Source organism: Rhizobium indigoferae (genome assembly GCF_034554815.1).
GTDB classification, from domain to species: Bacteria; Pseudomonadota; Alphaproteobacteria; order Rhizobiales; family Rhizobiaceae; genus Rhizobium; species Rhizobium leguminosarum.
Window position 1 is genome coordinate 3840377 of sequence record NZ_CP140635.1, and the last position, 16035, is coordinate 3856411.

The 16035-nt window shown below is 59.7% G+C and carries 17 protein-coding genes; 8 read left to right on the forward strand and 9 right to left on the reverse strand.

Annotated elements, in window-relative coordinates; translation table 11 throughout:
- Positions 1-13 precede the first annotated feature (13 nt).
- Positions 14-1510, forward strand: a complete 1497-nt coding sequence (lysS, locus tag U5G49_RS19025) for a lysine--tRNA ligase (RefSeq protein WP_193444333.1) — start codon at positions 14-16, stop codon at positions 1508-1510.
- Positions 1511-1678: 168 nt separating this feature from the next.
- Here the strand turns inward: lysS and U5G49_RS19030 are convergent, their stop codons facing one another.
- On the reverse strand, positions 1679-2428 hold the full coding sequence (locus U5G49_RS19030) for a hypothetical protein (protein ID WP_018243631.1): 750 nt from the start codon (positions 2426-2428) through the stop codon (positions 1679-1681).
- Positions 2429-2607: 179 nt separating this feature from the next.
- Between U5G49_RS19030 and U5G49_RS19035 the strand changes: the two genes are divergently transcribed.
- From U5G49_RS19035 to U5G49_RS19065, 7 genes are all read left to right on the forward strand, one after another.
- Entirely contained in the window at positions 2608-3516 is a 909-nt protein-coding gene (locus tag U5G49_RS19035) for a LysR family transcriptional regulator (protein WP_003566676.1), read from the forward strand.
- A gap of 116 nt (positions 3517-3632) precedes the next feature.
- Positions 3633-4793 (forward strand): ABC transporter substrate-binding protein, encoded by a 1161-nt coding sequence (locus U5G49_RS19040; protein ID WP_028733934.1) that lies wholly within the window; start codon positions 3633-3635, stop codon positions 4791-4793.
- A 235-nt stretch (positions 4794-5028) separates the two neighbouring features.
- Complete coding sequence (locus U5G49_RS19045; protein ID WP_193444334.1) at positions 5029-6015, forward strand: ABC transporter ATP-binding protein; 987 nt, start codon at positions 5029-5031, stop codon at positions 6013-6015.
- Positions 6012-6974, forward strand: a complete 963-nt coding sequence (locus tag U5G49_RS19050) for an ABC transporter permease (protein ID WP_018446008.1) — start codon at positions 6012-6014, stop codon at positions 6972-6974. Before U5G49_RS19045 ends, U5G49_RS19050 begins: the two co-directional genes overlap by 4 nt.
- Entirely contained in the window at positions 6964-7776 is an 813-nt protein-coding gene (locus U5G49_RS19055) for an ABC transporter permease (RefSeq protein ID WP_018446007.1), read from the forward strand. Before U5G49_RS19050 ends, U5G49_RS19055 begins: the two co-directional genes overlap by 11 nt.
- 13 nt (positions 7777-7789) lie before the next feature.
- Positions 7790-9217 carry a gamma-aminobutyraldehyde dehydrogenase gene (locus U5G49_RS19060; RefSeq protein WP_193444335.1) on the forward strand — a complete coding sequence of 476 codons (1428 nt, stop codon included), beginning with the start codon at positions 7790-7792 and terminating at the stop codon, positions 9215-9217.
- Between the two features lie 150 nt (positions 9218-9367).
- Positions 9368-9541, forward strand: a complete 174-nt coding sequence (locus U5G49_RS19065) for a DUF1328 domain-containing protein (RefSeq protein WP_003552965.1) — start codon at positions 9368-9370, stop codon at positions 9539-9541.
- A 129-nt stretch (positions 9542-9670) separates the two neighbouring features.
- On the opposite strand, the gene U5G49_RS19070 is transcribed toward U5G49_RS19065, so the two are convergent.
- The 8 genes from U5G49_RS19070 to U5G49_RS19105 form a co-directional block, all read right to left on the reverse strand.
- Positions 9671-10330, reverse strand: a complete 660-nt coding sequence (locus U5G49_RS19070; RefSeq protein ID WP_210262184.1) for a DUF3313 domain-containing protein — start codon at positions 10328-10330, stop codon at positions 9671-9673.
- 166 nt (positions 10331-10496) lie between these two features.
- Positions 10497-11873, reverse strand: coding sequence for a sensor histidine kinase (locus U5G49_RS19075; protein ID WP_193444336.1), 1377 nt, complete (start codon positions 11871-11873; stop codon positions 10497-10499).
- Positions 11870-12610, reverse strand: a complete 741-nt coding sequence (locus U5G49_RS19080; protein ID WP_018243639.1) for a response regulator — start codon at positions 12608-12610, stop codon at positions 11870-11872. The genes U5G49_RS19075 and U5G49_RS19080 overlap by 4 nt, the downstream gene beginning before the upstream one ends.
- A gap of 231 nt (positions 12611-12841) precedes the next feature.
- Positions 12842-13111, reverse strand: coding sequence for a hypothetical protein (locus U5G49_RS19085; RefSeq protein WP_193444337.1), 270 nt, complete (start codon positions 13109-13111; stop codon positions 12842-12844).
- Positions 13112-13301: 190 nt separating this feature from the next.
- The gene (locus tag U5G49_RS19090) at positions 13302-13793 is read right to left on the reverse strand and encodes a hypothetical protein (RefSeq protein ID WP_193444338.1); all 492 of its coding nucleotides are present in this window, start codon (positions 13791-13793) and stop codon (positions 13302-13304) included.
- A gap of 123 nt (positions 13794-13916) precedes the next feature.
- Entirely contained in the window at positions 13917-14366 is a 450-nt protein-coding gene (locus U5G49_RS19095) for a DoxX family protein (RefSeq protein WP_130653085.1), read from the reverse strand.
- A gap of 57 nt (positions 14367-14423) precedes the next feature.
- The gene (locus tag U5G49_RS19100; RefSeq protein WP_130653086.1) at positions 14424-14888 is read right to left on the reverse strand and encodes a tetratricopeptide repeat protein; all 465 of its coding nucleotides are present in this window, start codon (positions 14886-14888) and stop codon (positions 14424-14426) included.
- Positions 14889-14908: 20 nt separating this feature from the next.
- Entirely contained in the window at positions 14909-15883 is a 975-nt protein-coding gene (locus U5G49_RS19105) for an MBL fold metallo-hydrolase (RefSeq protein ID WP_182564998.1), read from the reverse strand.
- Positions 15884-16035: the final 152 nt, after the last annotated feature.

Below are 16035 nucleotides of genomic sequence, written 5' to 3' on the forward strand. Positions count from 1 at the left end.
GAGGATTTCGACAATGGCTGACAACAAGACCGAAAACACCCTTTCCTCCGACGCGACGGAAGTGCGCGCCCAGAAGCTGAAGCTGCTGCGCGAGCAGGTCGGCGAGGTCTATCCGGCGCATTTTCACCGCACGATGGGCAACGCCGAGCTTACCGCGAAATACGAGAGCCTGGAGCCGGACACCGAGACGCAGGATGTCGTCACCGTCGCCGGCCGCGTCTATTCCTCGCGCAACTCCGGCATGTTCATGGATCTCCATGACGCCTCCGGCAAGATCCAGATCTTCTCACACAAGGATGTCACCGGCGAGGAAGCCCGCGCCCTGCTGCCGATGATCGACATCGGCGACATCATCGGCGTCACCGGCATCGTGCGCCGCACCAAGCGTGGCGAGCTGACGATCAACGCGCAGACGATCACCATGCTGACGAAGTCGCTGCTGCCGATGCCCGAGAAGTGGCACGGTCTCTCCGACATCGAGCTGCGTTATCGCAAGCGCCATCTCGACATCATGACCAACGAGGATTCGAAGCTCCGCTTCCAGCAGCGCTCGAAGATCCTCTCCGGCATCCGCCGCTTCATGGAAAATGACGGCTTCATGGAAGTCGAGACGCCGATGCTGCATTCGGTCTATGGCGGCGCCACCGCCGAGCCGTTCAAGACCCATCACAACACGCTGAAACTCGACATGTACCTGCGCATCGCGCCGGAACTGTTCCTCAAGCGCACGCTGGTGTCGGGGCTGACCGACAAGGTCTTCGAGATCAACCGGAACTTCCGCAACGAAGGCGTCTCCACCCGGCACAATCCCGAATTCACCATGATGGAGTGTTACTGGGCCTATGCCGACTACGAGGACATCATGGACCTCGTCGAGCGGTTGTTCGAGAGCTTAGCGCTCTCCATTCACGGCGCGACGGAATTCCCCTTCGGCGACAAGACCATGTCCTTCAAGGGTCCGTTCAAGCGCGTGCCGATGCCCGATGCCGTCAAGGAAGCGACCGGCATCGATTTCCTCGCCATCAAGACCGATGAAGAGGCGCGCGCCGCCGCCAAGGCTGCCGGTTTTGCGGTCGAGAAGGATTGGACCTGGGGCGAATGCCTCGCCTTCATCTTCGAGGAAAAGGTCGAATCCACCCTGATCCAGCCGTCGCATGTCACGCATTTCCCGAAGGACATTTCGCCCTTCGCCAAGGAAGTGCCGGGCGAGCCGCGCCTGGTCGAGCGCTTCGAGACCTATTGCAACGCCTGGGAACTCGGCAACGCCTTCTCGGAGCTCAACGATCCCGAAGAGCAGCGCCGCCGCATGGTCGAGCAGCTCGAACAGGCGCATGCCCGCGGCGAAAAGGAAAAGCAGCTGGACGAGGAGTTCCTCGACGCCATCGACCAGGGCATGCCACCGGCCGGTGGCCTCGGCATCGGCGTCGACCGTCTCATCATGCTTCTGGCCAATGCGCCGTCGATCCGCGACGTCATCCTCTTCCCGGCCCGCCGCAGCAAAGCCGACTGACCGGAAGAAAAGCAAAAAATCGAAGCGGGGTGCAACTGCATAATTCCTTAAATCGGGATCGATTTAAGGATAAATTATGCAGCAACTCAAAGTGCTACAGCGTCCTTTGCGCGTCCGAAAAGACGCGCGGCGCTGTAGCCGGCGCTCCGCTTTTTTCATGCTGTTCGTTCAATGGGCCTGAGATGGTGCAGTTTCCGCCGGCGGCTCTTCGGCCGGCGCTTCCGCCACCACATCGGCACCCGCGTTCTCGGCAGGCGCCGCTTCGCTTTCGGCTGCCGGTGCTGCGCCATGTGCGCCGCCTGCCGGCTTCTTTTCCTTGCCCTTTTCCCCGTTCTTCGTCGAGCCAACCGCGACCGGGTCGACGCAATCCTCGGGGTCCTTGAAACCAGCGCTGATCATGGCGATCTCGTCGAGTGGCATCTCAATCCGCTCGCCGAAGAACAGCCCGTTTTCACTGGCCTTGCCGTCGTAGTAGCGCGCCGTATAGGACTTGTCGTCGAGGCCGGGAACGGTCTTGTCGGGATGCGGGATATAGACGACATCGGCGCCGATCGCCCGGCCGCGAATATCCGCACGCAAGGTCGGGCCGTTCTCGTCGAGCACCACCACCTGGACCAGATCCGGCTTCTGCGCGGCATAAACGGCCTGGGCGACACGAAGCGCGGTCTTGACGCGCGTCATCCCGTCGGTCGGTTCGGTTTTGATGTATTTGCGCACCCAGACGTGGTCCTGCTTCCGGATCGTCACCAGGTTGACGTCGCTGCATTCGAGCCCGTAGCCACCACCAGTTGCACCGATCAGCCTGTCCTTGCCGACATAGACCGCCGCACCGCCGGAAACGCCCGCCAGAAGAGCGACTCCACCGATGATGATTGCCAATTTCCGGGAAGGCCGGAAGATGCGCAGTAAGGCCTTCACGCCAACTGCTCCGCCATCTGAAACTCCAACGCAGGACAAGTGTTGAGAACGCTAAAGAAATGACGTTTCCGAAAGTTTAAGTGGGCGTGTGAAGCCTGCGCCATTTTGAGAAAACACCAAAAAAGGTCCGCTTTTTTGGGTCGCTTGCCACGGCCTATTCCGCCATGCTCTAAACGCCCATGGCCTTCACGCTTCGCCAGGTTCAATATTTCGTCGCCGTCGCCGAACAGGGTTCGGTGACGCGAGCCGCACAGAACCTTTCGATCTCGCAATCCTCGGTGACGGAAGCACTAAAGGAGCTCGAAACCGACCTCGGCGTCGAACTCTTCGAGCGCCATCCGCGCGGCCTGACGATCACCCATAACGGCCACCAGTTCCTGCGTCATGCGACGAAGATCCTGGCCTCCGTCTCCGATGCAAGGACCAGCTTTTCCGGCCAGCAAAGCGCCCTCTCCGGCACGCTAAACATCGGCGTCACTTCGCTCGTCGCCGGCTACGTCCTCTCCGACCTGCTGGCGCGATATCGGCGCGCCTGTCCGGGCATCGAGGTCAGCGCCATCGAGGACAATGGTGGTTACCTCGAACATCTCCTGGTCGGCGGCGAACTTGATGTCGCCGTCATGGTGATATCAAACCTGCGCGACCGCATGGCGCTGCAGGCGGAGATCTTGGAAACCTCGCCCTATCGACTATGGCTGCCGATGGGCCATCCCTTGGTATCGGCCGACATCATCTCGGTCGCCGACATCGCCCGCGAACCGCTGATCATGCTGACGGTCGACGAAATCGAGGAGAATACCGGCAAGCTGCTCTCAGCACTCGGCGCCCGCCCGCATGTCGCCTTCCGCACCCGCTCGGTGGAGGCGGTGCGCAGCCTGGTTGCAACAGGCGCTGGCGTGGCCCTGCTTCCCGATCTCGTCTACCGTCCATGGTCGCTGGAAGGCGACCGCATCGAGAGCCGCGACGTCTCCGGTTCGCTGCCGGTCGTCCAGGTCGGCATGGTCTGGCGCAAGGGCTCCAGCCTGCCGCAGGCGGCGCGCGACTTCGTCGGTATCGCCGAAAGCTTACGATCCGGCCGCATCCGCTGATATCGGAATTTCCGATACCGTCTTTCTGATAAATGAATTTGCGAAAGCGGCTTTTTCGCGTCACCTTTTCATCCGGGAACAAACCGCCACAGAAGTGGCAAACCGGGAGACGGATGATGACGAATCTGTTGAAATCCTGCACGGCGGCGCTCACCTGCCTGAGCTTCGCGACGCAGGTGATCGCCGCCGAACCGCTGAAGGCCTTGGGCAAGGGCGAAGGCGCGGTCAGCATTGTCGCCTGGGCCGGCTATATCGAACGCGGCGAAACCGACAAGAACTACGACTGGGTCACCGATTTCGAAAAGGAGACCGGCTGCAAGGTTTCCGTCAAGACCGCCGCCACTTCGGATGAAATGGTGTCGCTGATGAACGAAGGGGGCTTCGATCTTGTCACGGCATCGGGCGACGCCTCGCTCCGTCTCATCGCCGGCAAGCGTGTCCAGCCGATCAACACCGATCTGATCCCGAGCTTCAAGACCGTCGACGAGCGCCTGCAGAACGGACCGTGGTATACGGTCGGTGGCGTGCATTACGGCGTGCCCTATCTCTGGGGACCGAACGTGCTGATGTACAATACCGATGCCTTCAAGGACAAGGCGCCGACCAGCTGGAACGTCGTCTTCGAGGAGCAGACACTGCCCGACGGCAAGTCCAACAAGGGCCGCGTCCAGGCCTATGACGGCGCGATCTACATCGCCGATGCCGCCATCTACCTGATGGCCCACAAGCCGGATCTCGGCATCAAGGACCCATACGAGCTGAACGAGGATCAGTACAAGGCCGCCCTCGACCTGTTGCGCGGCCAACGCAAGCTCGTCTCCCGCTACTGGCACGATGCAATGATCCAGATCGACGACTTCAAGAACGAAGGCGTCGTCGCCTCCGGCTCCTGGCCTTTCCAGGTGAACCTGCTGCAGGCCGACAAGCAGAAGATCGCCTCCGCTTTCCCGGATGAAGGCGTCACCGGCTGGGCAGACACCACCATGCTGCATACCGACAGCGAACATCCAAACTGTGCCTATATGTGGATGGAACATTCGCTGAAGGCCAAGGTCCAGGGCGACGCCGCCGCCTGGTTCGGCGCCGTGCCTTCCGTTCCTGCGGCCTGCAAGGGCAATGAACTGATGGGTGATAGCGGCTGCGCCACCAACGGCTTCGATCACTTCGACAAGATCAAGTTCTGGAAAACCCCGGTCGCCAAATGCACGACGCAGGGCGAATGCGTGCCCTATCATCGCTGGGTGTCGGATTATATCGGCGTGATCGGCGGACGGTAACTTGCGTTCTCACTGAGGGGACTGTTGTAGCGTAAGACCCCTTCCCAACCCATCCCCACAAGGGGGAGGGGCTTCAGCGGCGCCGCCTCGTCCCTGCTGTATGCAGCAGTAAGGTTGTATCCGGAGGGTGCTGAAGGTTAAGTCCCTCCCCCTTCTGGGGAGGGGTTGGGGAGGAGTTTTTGCGTCTGCAAGAATCTCACCCGTTCAGTGCATCTCAAGACCCGGAGCCGCCCTCATGACATCCGCCGTCCGTTTCCAACAGGTATCGCGCCATTTCGGCCAGGTTCGCGCCGTCGACGGGGTCGATCTCGAGATCGCGCCCGGCGAATTCTTCGCCATGCTCGGGCCATCCGGCTCCGGCAAGACGACGTGCCTGAGATTGATCGCCGGCTTCGAGCAGCCGACCGCGGGCCATATCCAGATCTTCGGCGAGACGGCAGACGGCGTTCCACCCTATCGCCGCAACGTCAACACCGTGTTCCAGGACTATGCGCTCTTTCCGCATCTCAACATCCTCGACAATGTTGCCTATGGGCTGATGGTCAAGGGCGTCGGCAAGGCGGAGCGGATGAAGGCGGCAGGCGATGCCCTCGAACTCGTCAAGCTGCCGGGCTACGGCGCCCGCCGCCCCGGTCAGTTGTCCGGCGGCCAGCGGCAGCGCGTGGCGCTCGCCCGCGCGCTCGTCAACAAGCCGAAGGTGCTGCTGCTCGACGAGCCGCTCGGCGCACTCGACCTGAAGCTGCGCGAGCAGATGCAGGAAGAATTGAAGAGCCTGCAGCGCGCGCTCGGCATCACCTTCGTCTTCGTCACCCACGATCAGGGCGAAGCTCTGTCCATGGCCGACCGCGTCGCCGTCTTCAACAATGGCAACATCGTTCAGCAAGGCACGCCGCAGGATATCTACCGCTGCCCGAGGACCCGCTTCGTCGCCGATTTCGTCGGCTCGTCGAACGTCATCGCGCCTGATTTGATGGCCTTGCTTGGCGGCGAGAAACGCTGGGCGAGCCTCCGCCCCGAGGCGATCCGGCTGGCAAGCGACGGCGTCGAGGCGAAAGTTGAAAATGCAAGTTTCCTCGGCGCGGCCACGCGTCTCAGCGTCGACCTCAAGGGCAGCCGGCTGCATGTCATGCTGCCGGCCGGCGCGCCAGTGCCGGATCTCGGCGCCGGTATCCGCCTCGCCTGGCAACCGGCCGATATCCACTACATGGATGATGCGGCATGACGGCGCTCACCATCACAGGCGGCAAGACTTCGATCCTTCCGGGGCGTGGCGGTTTCTTCGGCCAACTGTCGGATGCCTTCTGGCGGCACCCGAAGCTCTTGCTCTTCCTGATGCTGACGCCGCCGCTGCTCTGGCTCGGCATCATCTATATCGGCTCATTGATCGCCCTGCTTCTGCAGAGCTTCTTCTCGATCGACGATTTCTCCGGGCTGGTGAATACTGAATTCACCCTCTCGACCTATGCGCAACTGCTGAATCCTGCGAATTTCGACATCATCATCCGCACCCTGGTGATGTCGGCGCTGGTCACCGCCGCCGCCGCCCTGATCGGCTTCCCGATCGCCTATTATGCGGCGCGTTATGCGCAAGGCAAATGGAAGGCGCTCTTCTATCTCGGCGTCATGCTGCCGCTCTGGTCGAGCTATCTCGTCAAGATCTACGCCTGGAAACTAATCCTCGCCAAGGAGGGCATCCTCACCTGGATCTTCGAAAAGCTCCATCTCTCCTGGCTGCTTGATGCCATCCTGAACCTGCCCGTCATCGGCGGAAACTCACTGTCGGTCAGCTACCTCGGCACCTTCATCGTCTTCGTCTATATCTGGCTCCCCTATATGATCCTGCCGACGCAGGCGGCCCTCGAGCGGGTGCCCGGCAACCTGATCGAGGCCTCGGCGGATCTCGGCGCCACGCCGCGCCAAACCTTCCGCACCGTGCTCCTGCCGTTAGCGCTCCCCGGCATCGTCGCCGGTTCGATCTTCACCTTCTCGCTGACATTGGGCGATTACATCATCCCGCAGATCATCGGCTCGTCCAGGCTCTTCATCGGCCAGGCGGTCTATGCCCAGCAGGGAACGGCCGGCAATGTGCCGCTCGCCGCCGCCTTCTCGGTCGTGCCGATCGTCATCATGGCGCTTTATCTGTCGCTCGCCAGGAAATTGGGGGCTTTCGATGCGCTCTGACCACAGGACATCGCCACTGCCCTTGAAGATCGCCGCAGCCGTCGGATTGCTCTTCCTGCACCTGCCGATCCTGCTTATCTTCGTCTATGCCTTCACGACCGAGGAGAAGAGCTATCAGTGGCCGCCGCCCGGGCTGACGCTGCAATGGTTTGCCGTCGCCTGGAACCGGCCGGACGTCTGGTCGGCGCTTGGCCTTTCCGTGCAGGTCGCCGTCATCGCCACCGCGATCGCGCTGGTGCTCGGCACGCTCTGCGCTGCAGCCGTCAGCCAGACGAAGTTCTTCGGCCGCGAGGCGATCTCGCTGCTGGTCATCCTGCCGATCGCCCTTCCCGGCATCATCACCGGCATTGCCCTGCGCTCCGCCTTCAGCCTGTTCGACATCCCGTTTTCGGTCTGGACCATCGTGCTCGGCCACGCCACCTTCTGCGTGGTCGTCGTCTACAACAATGCGGTCGCTCGTTTCCGGCGCACATCCGGCTCGCTGATCGAGGCCTCGATGGATCTCGGCGCCGACGGCTTCCAGACCTTCCGTCATGTCATCCTGCCGAATATCGGCACCGCTCTTCTTGCCGGCGGCATGCTTGCCTTCGCCCTGTCTTTCGACGAGGTCATCGTCACCACCTTCACCGGCGGCCAGCAATCGACCTTGCCGATCTGGATGCTCGAAGAACTCATCCGCCCGCGCCAGCGCCCTGTCACCAATGTGGTCGCCATGGTCGTGGTGCTCGTCACCTTCCTGCCAATCCTGGCAGCCTATTACCTCACCCGCGATGGCGACCAGATCGCCGGCGCTGGCAAATAACAGGGAGAACATCATGGATATCCAAATGCTGATCGGTTCCCGCTTCGAAAGAGGCACGGAGACGGAAGAGCACATCCTGAACCCGAAGACGGGCGAGACAGTGATCGACCTTCCGGAAGCCTCGCTCTCCCAGGTCGACGCCGCCGTCGATGCCGCCGAAAAAGCCTTCACAAGCTGGTCGCAGACGACGCCTGGCGAGCGTTCCGGCTACCTGCTGAAGATCGCCGACGCGATCGAGAAGGATGCCGTCGGCTTCGCCACACTGGAGGCTTTGAACTGCGGCAAGCCGATCAATGCCGTGCTGAACGACGAAATCCCGGCGATCGTCGATTGTTATCGCTTCTTCGCCGGCGCCGTGCGCAACCTGCACGCACCGGCGGCCGGCGAATATCTGCCCGGCCACACCTCGATGATCCGCCGAGATCCGATCGGCATCGTCGGCTCGATCGCGCCGTGGAACTATCCGCTGATGATGATGGCCTGGAAGCTGGCGCCGGCCATCGCCGGCGGCAATACCGTCGTCTTCAAGCCTTCGGAGCAGACGCCGCTGACGGCGCTGAAGATGGCCAAGCTGCTCTCCGAAATCCTTCCCGAAGGCGTCGTCAACGTCATTCTCGGCCGTGGCGAAAGTGTCGGCAACGCCCTGATCAATCATGCCAAAATCGGCATGATCTCAATCACCGGCGATGTCGCAACCGGCAAGAAGGTGCTGCAGGCCGCCGCCAAGACAGTCAAGCGCACCCATCTGGAACTCGGCGGCAAGGCCCCGGTCATCGTCTTCGACGATGCCGATATCGATGCCGTTGTCGCAGGCATCCGCACCTTCGGCTATTACAATGCTGGCCAGGATTGCACGGCCGCCTGCCGCATCTATGCCGATGCCAAGGTCTACGACAATTTCGTCGCCGACCTCTCCTCGGCCGTCTCGAGCATCCGCTTCAACCAGATCGACGATACCGAAAACGAGATCGGCCCGCTGATCTCCAGGCGCCAGCGCGACCGCGTCGAGAGCTTCGTCGCCCGTGCTTCCGAGCACAAGCACATGGAGATCACTGCCGGCGGCAAGGTCTCCGGCGACAAGGGCTTCTTCTTCACGCCGACCGTCATTGCAGGCGCCCTGCAGGACGACGAAATCGTCCGCCGCGAGGTCTTCGGCCCGGTCGTCTCGGTCACCCGCTTCTCCGATGCCGATGATGCCGTTGCCTGGGCAAACGACAGCGATTACGGCCTGGCCTCCTCCATCTGGACCAAGGATATCGGCCGCGGCATGAAGACCGCCGCCCGCCTGCAATATGGCTGCACCTGGATCAACACGCATTTCATGCTGGTCAACGAGATGCCGCATGGCGGCCTCAAACAGTCGGGCTACGGCAAGGACATGTCGGTCTACGCACTGGAGGACTACACCGCCGTACGCCACGTGATGATCAATCACGGCTGAACCGGCGGGAAAAGCAAGGGTACGAAATTCGACACAATGCCCATCAGTAGCACCGGGAGGTGCTTCACAGAGATCGCCAATCCATTCAAGCGATCTGGAACATTTTCCCGGTTACTGCGTCTTTCCCAGGCAAACGCAAAGGATGATGTCATGCTGAAATGGGCTCTGATATTTTTCGTGATTTCGATCATCGCCGGCTTCTTTGGTTTCTCGGGCGTCTCCGCAGCTACCGCGACGATCGCCCGCGTTCTTTTCGGCATCGCGCTTGTGATCTTCCTGATCTTCCTTGTCCTTGCGCTGATGGCCGGTCAGGCGATCCTCTGATCGGTTGCGGAGCCGTTTGAAGACATCGGGGCCGCACCACTTCTGCATGCGGCCCTTCATCTCTGTTGTAGAACGTCTCGGCTAGTTCGGCCGTGCATGGAACACGGCTAGGTCTTTTGCTCCTATCCCCTATTTCAACTCGGCAAGCAGAGCATCGGCACCTTTGCGGACGCCCACCATGGAGGCGTCCATCGCCGTGAAGCTTGCGCCGATATTCATTGCATTGGGATATTGCTTGGTGACATAGGAAGACAGGAGACGATTGCTCGCAGCATCATAGACCTCCACGGCATAATTCACCGAACCGGTCATCGAACCTTCTCGGCCGCGAGCGGCCTGAACGGTGTTGTACAATCCGCCTGCAACATCGATGCGCGTGACCGTTCCGAGTACCGCGGTCGTCGCCTTCGCCCCCGTCAGTGTCAGATGCAATCTGAGCGTTGCCGGAGCGGGTGTGCTGACAATCGCAAAGCGCGTCTTCAATTTTTCGGTGAATTGAGTCTGCATGTAATTGGCCAGGAAGATCCTGTCTTTTTCCGCAAGCTTGCCAAACTGACTGTCAGGACCGCCATAGACGGTAACGGGATCGACGATGATCCGGTTGTATTGGCTCCAGTTGACTTTCGTCTGATAGCGATACGGCACGCGGCCGGTTTTATCCTCAGTGTTCGGCTGGAGCTGTGACGCCGAAGCAAGTCCGGAATAAACCGTGGGGTCAGGGGTCGTGCATGCGGCAACGCTCGAACAGGCGAGCATCACTGCAACGCCGATTTTCAGATTTTTTATCAATGACTTGGCTCCAGCTTTGGAAATGCCGAATGGCATGGGATCTGCTGGCACCGGTTTTATGGAATTCGAATGTTGCTGTGTTTGCTATGATATGCGGAAATGTTCGCGAGCCATCTTTTGCTGCGAAGGCAGCGCGACGCGTGACGACGCCACGACGGGCAGTAAGTCAATGTGATGAAGGGATCGAGCGCGAGCCTCCGGGCTGGATCCCCTGAGGGGCGGGAAGATCGACTACGACGACCAAGCCGGTTGGCTTCCTGTCCAACAACGTCAATTGTCCATTGTGCGCTTTGGTGACGATCCCTTTGGCGATCGGAAGGCCGAGCCCAAGCCCAGAACCGCCTTTGGCACTGATCTGGCGGGATTTATCCACTTTGAAGAACGGCTCCAGAACTTTCGCCTTGGCTTCATCGGTCAAACCAGGGCCGTTGTCGCCCACCGATATTTTGATCCCGCCATCGTCGCTCTCTCGCAGATCGATTTCGACTTGCTTTGCATAACGAGACGCATTGTCGACCAGATTGGTAATTGCCCGAGTAAGGGCCTGAGGTTTGCAGATAAACGCCAGTCGCCGCGGACCGGTGAAGCTCACATCGATGCCCATGTCGGAGAAGTCTGTCGCAATCGTCTGCAGCAGGCTTGAGATATCGACCTTTCGATCAGCCTCCGCAGTGGATGCGTCTTTGAAATAGGCCAAGCACTCGTCGATCATGAAACTCAAGGTGGCGATATCGGTCAGCATCAGGCTGCGAAGCTCGGGCTCGCCGGAACGCTCGGCACGCATCCGCAATCTCGTCAGCGGTGTCCTGAGATCATGACCCACGCCACTCAGCATTCTTGTTCGATCCTCTGCCATGCTCTGGATTCGATCGCTCATGACGTTCAGCGATTCCGCCAGACTTCGAATCTCGGATGCGCCGTCCGGCTCGAAAGGCTTTTCCCAGCTGCCCTCCATGCTCGCTCGTTTTGCAGCGGCGGCAAAGTGCCTCAGAGGTGCGGTGATGAGCCGGCTGCTGAAATATGCGAGCAGCACCAATGGGATGACGATTTTTAAAAATCCGCTCGCCGCGGCTGGAACAAACCACACATAGCTGGGAAAAACCGGCAGTTGAAAGACAAGGGCGCGCTTATCATCAATTCCGACAGTCAGGACGTCAGGGTGTGATTGACCGATGGCGAAGCGATGAAATGCCGCGAAAATATTGTCGGCGAGCATTGTGTTGATACGCGCCACCAGCTCGCCTGGAGATACCATCTGCTGTTTGCCGGCGAGCGGCCGGTCTAGCGACAATTTTTCGACCCCAACGCCGAGCGCTGCTGCTCTCGTGAGAACGGCGCCTTCATCTTGCGCTGAATTTGCCTGGGCAAATTGCTCCGCGACCATCGCCGCTCTGGCAGCAAACAGGCCGTTTTGAAAGCCGCGATCATGACGGCCGTAGATATAGGGCTCCATGGCGGTCGCCACCACGGAAACGAGCACGACAAGGAAGGTCGCCAATATGAGGATCTGGCTTTGGATCGAAGCCCGCCGGAAATTTCTCAAGAGAGACGCTCTACCTTGGATGCGAAAAGATAACCGCCCAGCCGCACCGTCTTTATGAACGACGGATCTTTCAGATTTGGCTCTATCTTTTGCCTGACCCGGCTGATGTGGGCGTCGATGCTGCGCTCGACCGGCCCCGCTGATCCGGCATGTGTCATCGACAAGAGCTGTTCGCGAGTCAAAACCTTGTTGGGATTGCAGCAGAAGGCCAGGAGGATATCGAACTCCGCGGTTGTCATGGAAACCTGCGCTCCATCGGCGTCGTGGAGTTGACGGCTTTTTGGATCGATGCGCCATCCCGAGAACATCATCGGTCCAAGTGCTTCCTCCTGATGATGAGCATATGACGCTCTGCGGAGAATACTCTTGATCCGGGCCAGCAGCTCGCGGGAGTTGAATGGTTTCGTGACATAGTCATCGGCTCCGAGCTCGAGGCCGAGAATGCGGTCGATATCCTCCTGGAGTGCCGTCAGCATCAAGATTGGCACCGAGCACGACGCACGAAGCCGCCTGCAGATGCTGAAGCCGTCCTCGCCCGGCAACATCGCATCGAGGACGATGAGATCGAATTGCTGTCGCGCCATCATTCGATCCATAGCCGCGCCGCTCTCCACCGACGAGGCCTCGAAGCCGCTGGTTCGAACTAGGTCCACCAGCATATCTGCGATTGCGGGATCGTCTTCGACGATGAGGATATGAGCCTGATTGGGAACTGCCATTTCATATGCCATCGTCATTCGTTCTCTTGCCGGGAGATGTCTCTCGGCGCTAAATTACCACGTTTCACCGTGTCTACATCAGGCGGCCTCGGCCACTGTCAACCGCAGTGGTTAATCTCCCGGACATCAGACACCACACGATCTGTCGCCGCACCGACACGGCTTCGCCTTTAGGATATCAAGTATCGTGCAATGCTATATTCGATAATGTTGAGATATGTTGCGTGATTTCCGACCCGGAGTCCGCCGTCAAAACTGCCTTTCGGGGTCGCCACTGACTTCCACATGGTCACCTCGGATTGCGCTATCGATGATGACGGTGGCGATGAAACACATCCGAACGACCAGCAGGCAAAAGAACACCAGAGAGACGATCGCCGTCGTGTAATGCTTCAACGCTGAGCGCTTCGGAAGCCGTGCGGTGAGCTTATGGAGAACGTTTCTGGCGAGACGACCGATCGCCACGAGCACGAACAGTGCCGTGATGATATATCCGCTCGCTGACGCTGCCCCGAGCAACTACACCCGCACCAAGTCAGAAGTTCTGGTTTCGGAATGACGCTTTCAAGCCGACGAAACCCGGTAGAAAGATGCCTATAGGATCCGTCGGCAACGTGGCCCAGCGTGGCCGGCCAGAGCGCGCGCGCCGGTTCATCGGGATCTGAATCGAGCGACGACCGGTCTGTCGGCGATGAGAATGCGCCCACGTCTAATCCGCTCGTTCTGCGCTGGGCGCGGCGCGGCGACTCAACAGAAGAGATGTGGCGGCCCGCCACCGGGATGCCTTCGCCGTGCTTGCAATCACTGTCTCGTTTGCGGCCGGATCTCTTCGGACTGCACTAACCCTGCCTGTCCTTGACTCCGTGAGGGCCGCGATCCTTCTTAGAAATGCATCGCTGTCGAACTCTTTCGAGGAGCGGACGGACTTTGTCGTCGACTGGATAGTATGGAAAAACACCTCCAGATTGATGACCGGAATCGGCTTGATGTTGCGGACCATGTCGATATCCGATCGCATCGTTACAGCCAGGAAATATCGGTCCGAACGCAAGGCGTCGAAGAGCTCCGGCACCGAGGACACAGCCGCCGCGACATATCCGTTCTCATTCAATTTCGAGACGATGTCGCAGGCAGCGTCTTTTGCGAGAAAGACGAGAATTGGCTTTTGCTGATTGTTTTGCGCGGAAGACATCACTGGCACACTCCTGACCTGTCGCCAAAAGTGTAGCCCGCATCGACGCTTCTGTTTGTTCGGTTTTATTCGGTTTTATTGCGCCACTGAGTACTCGCGAAATTCGTTACGCCTTCGGATTTCGGTGCGCATTCACGACAACACCGTCCTGAGCCAAGGAGGCATTCTGTTTGTCTGCGTTCTCAGCAGCTTGTCGATCGATATCGATCCCGCACCCGAAACTACCAGGACGAACATACCGCCGGCAATCGCCAGGTCCTTCTCGAAATGCAGCAGCTCGTTCTGGCTCTCAAAATTCGTGTGAAAGAGCAAGGCGGTCGCCAGGCAGAAGAGCGCCAGCGCCAGTGCGCCAAGCCGGCTGAGGAGCCCTGTCGCAACGGAAAGGCCGGCGCCGATCTGAAGGGCGATGGTGGCAAGCGCGATCGGTGCCGACAGCCCCAGTTTCGCGAAAGTGTCGATGGTCGAGGTGATATCTGCCGCGAGTGACCAACCTTCGTGCAGGAAGATCAGTGACAGCAGAAGCCTGCCCAGGAGAAGAATAAGATCAGCCAGTCGGGGCCGGCTTGACGCGTTTTCCATCATACCCTCCAGTTAGAAGAGCAGGCGGCTCTCCCGCCTGTTCCTGCGTTCATATGCGGGTCAATTGCCGCCCTTGGCCGCGATGAGCTCTTGCAGGTCTTCGAGTTCCTCGCAGCCGCTCGGACAAAGTTGCTTCAGCGATGACACCTGCTCCTCCGCCTTCGCCATCTCGCCCGTCTCGACATAGAGTTCGCCGAGATATTCACGCGCTGCCCTGTGATCTGGCTGCAGCTCTAGCGCCTTGGTGTAGTAGGTCAGCGACGTTCTGTAGTCGCCCGTCTTGCGCAGCGTATATCCCATCAGATTATAGACATCCGCCTGCTGGTTGTCTTCTGCAAGGCCGCGAAGCTCTGCCAACGCACCAGCATAGTCCTTGGCATCGATCTTGGCCCGCACCGAGGTCAGGTCGGGAGCGTCTGTCGATTGCATGTTGTCGACGGCAAAGGCGGGAAGCGCCGTCACCGCGGAGAAGCCTGCGGATATAGCGCAAAGCCAGATGTATCCGAGAATTGCATATTTCGTCATGGTGATCTCCTTTCGGCCTTTCAGGCCTGGATTGTCGGCGTGAAGCCATAGGCGCTTCCGTCCTTGACAAAGGTGCCGGAGCCAGGGAACGGGAAATGTGAGCCGCAAATCGCGATATTGTCGGCAATGATGCGGTCGATAAGACGGCGGCGCGTGTCGATGGCCGTTGGCCCATCCTGGTCGTAGCTGCCCTGCCATTCAGGATGGGGTGCGAGCAGCGCCGGCACATACATGATATCGGCCGAGACGAGCAGTTGCTTGCTGCCGGAGGCGACAAGATAGGTCGAATGGCCGGGCGTGTGGCCGGGCGCGGCGACAAGCTGCACGCCGGGTGCGACTTCGGCGCCATCGGCGACGAGCTTCCAGTTCTTCCATTTCGGAAAGACCTCGGCGATGCGCTTGCCTGCCGGCTTGCGGCCTTCGGCGAGCTTTGAGACGCGGCCGGGCGCGGTCCACCAATTGTATTCGTCGGCATTGACGATGAGTTCGGCATTCGGGAAGACGGGATTGTTGGTGCCCTTTTCCATCAGTCCCCAGACATGGTCGGGATGGAAATGCGAGATCATGATCGTATCGATCTTCTTGTAGTCAATCCCCGCCGCGGCCATGTTCGCCGGCAGATGGGTGGCATTTTCCTGCCACTGGCCGACGCCCGAGCCGGCATCCATCATGATCAGGCGGTTGCCGAGCTTCAGTACCACGACAGTCAGCGGGATCGGCATGAACTCGGTGGTAAGCCCGGCTTTCGATAGCGCCTCCTTGGTATCCTCGATCGAGGCATTCTTGATGAAGGCCGGGTCATGCGGCTTTCTCCAGATGCCGTCGTAGATTGCCGTGATCTCGATATCGCCGACCTTGTATTTATAGAAGCCGACCGTCGGCTCCAGCGGTGTTGCAGCAAATGCCGGCATGACGAATTCAAGCTTCGACGACAGCCCGAATGCAGCAGCCGCAGCAGCCGACCCCAGGACGGCGCGACGTGACATGGTCAACATGAATATGCCTCCTCTTGTTGATGGCATTTCTGGTGGCGAAGACGGCTATTGCTCATATGTCCTCGCTGACGAACTAGATCGCCGGCAAGGAACGCTTATTCCCGATCTCCAGCGTTATTTCTTCAAGTGATTGAAAAACAAACGTAATTTCT

Excerpts from the sequence above, each read along its gene's own strand:
- U5G49_RS19035 (WP_003566676.1), top strand. The coding sequence starts at position 2,608 with ATGGCCTTCACGCTTCGCCAGGTTCAATATTTCGTCGCCGTCGCCGAA.
- lysS (WP_193444333.1), top strand. The coding sequence starts at position 14 with ATGGCTGACAACAAGACCGAAAACACCCTTTCCTCCGACGCGACGGAA.
- U5G49_RS19040 (WP_028733934.1), top strand. The coding sequence starts at position 3,633 with ATGACGAATCTGTTGAAATCCTGCACGGCGGCGCTCACCTGCCTGAGC.
- U5G49_RS19100 (WP_130653086.1), bottom strand. The coding sequence starts at position 14,888 with ATGACGAAATATGCAATTCTCGGATACATCTGGCTTTGCGCTATATCC.
- U5G49_RS19045 (WP_193444334.1), top strand. The coding sequence starts at position 5,029 with ATGACATCCGCCGTCCGTTTCCAACAGGTATCGCGCCATTTCGGCCAG.
- U5G49_RS19065 (WP_003552965.1), top strand. The coding sequence starts at position 9,368 with ATGCTGAAATGGGCTCTGATATTTTTCGTGATTTCGATCATCGCCGGC.
- U5G49_RS19050 (WP_018446008.1), top strand. The coding sequence starts at position 6,012 with ATGACGGCGCTCACCATCACAGGCGGCAAGACTTCGATCCTTCCGGGG.
- U5G49_RS19060 (WP_193444335.1), top strand. The coding sequence starts at position 7,790 with ATGGATATCCAAATGCTGATCGGTTCCCGCTTCGAAAGAGGCACGGAG.
- U5G49_RS19080 (WP_018243639.1), bottom strand. The coding sequence starts at position 12,610 with ATGACGATGGCATATGAAATGGCAGTTCCCAATCAGGCTCATATCCTC.
- U5G49_RS19105 (WP_182564998.1), bottom strand. The coding sequence starts at position 15,883 with ATGTTGACCATGTCACGTCGCGCCGTCCTGGGGTCGGCTGCTGCGGCT.
- U5G49_RS19095 (WP_130653085.1), bottom strand. The coding sequence starts at position 14,366 with ATGATGGAAAACGCGTCAAGCCGGCCCCGACTGGCTGATCTTATTCTT.
- U5G49_RS19055 (WP_018446007.1), top strand. The coding sequence starts at position 6,964 with ATGCGCTCTGACCACAGGACATCGCCACTGCCCTTGAAGATCGCCGCA.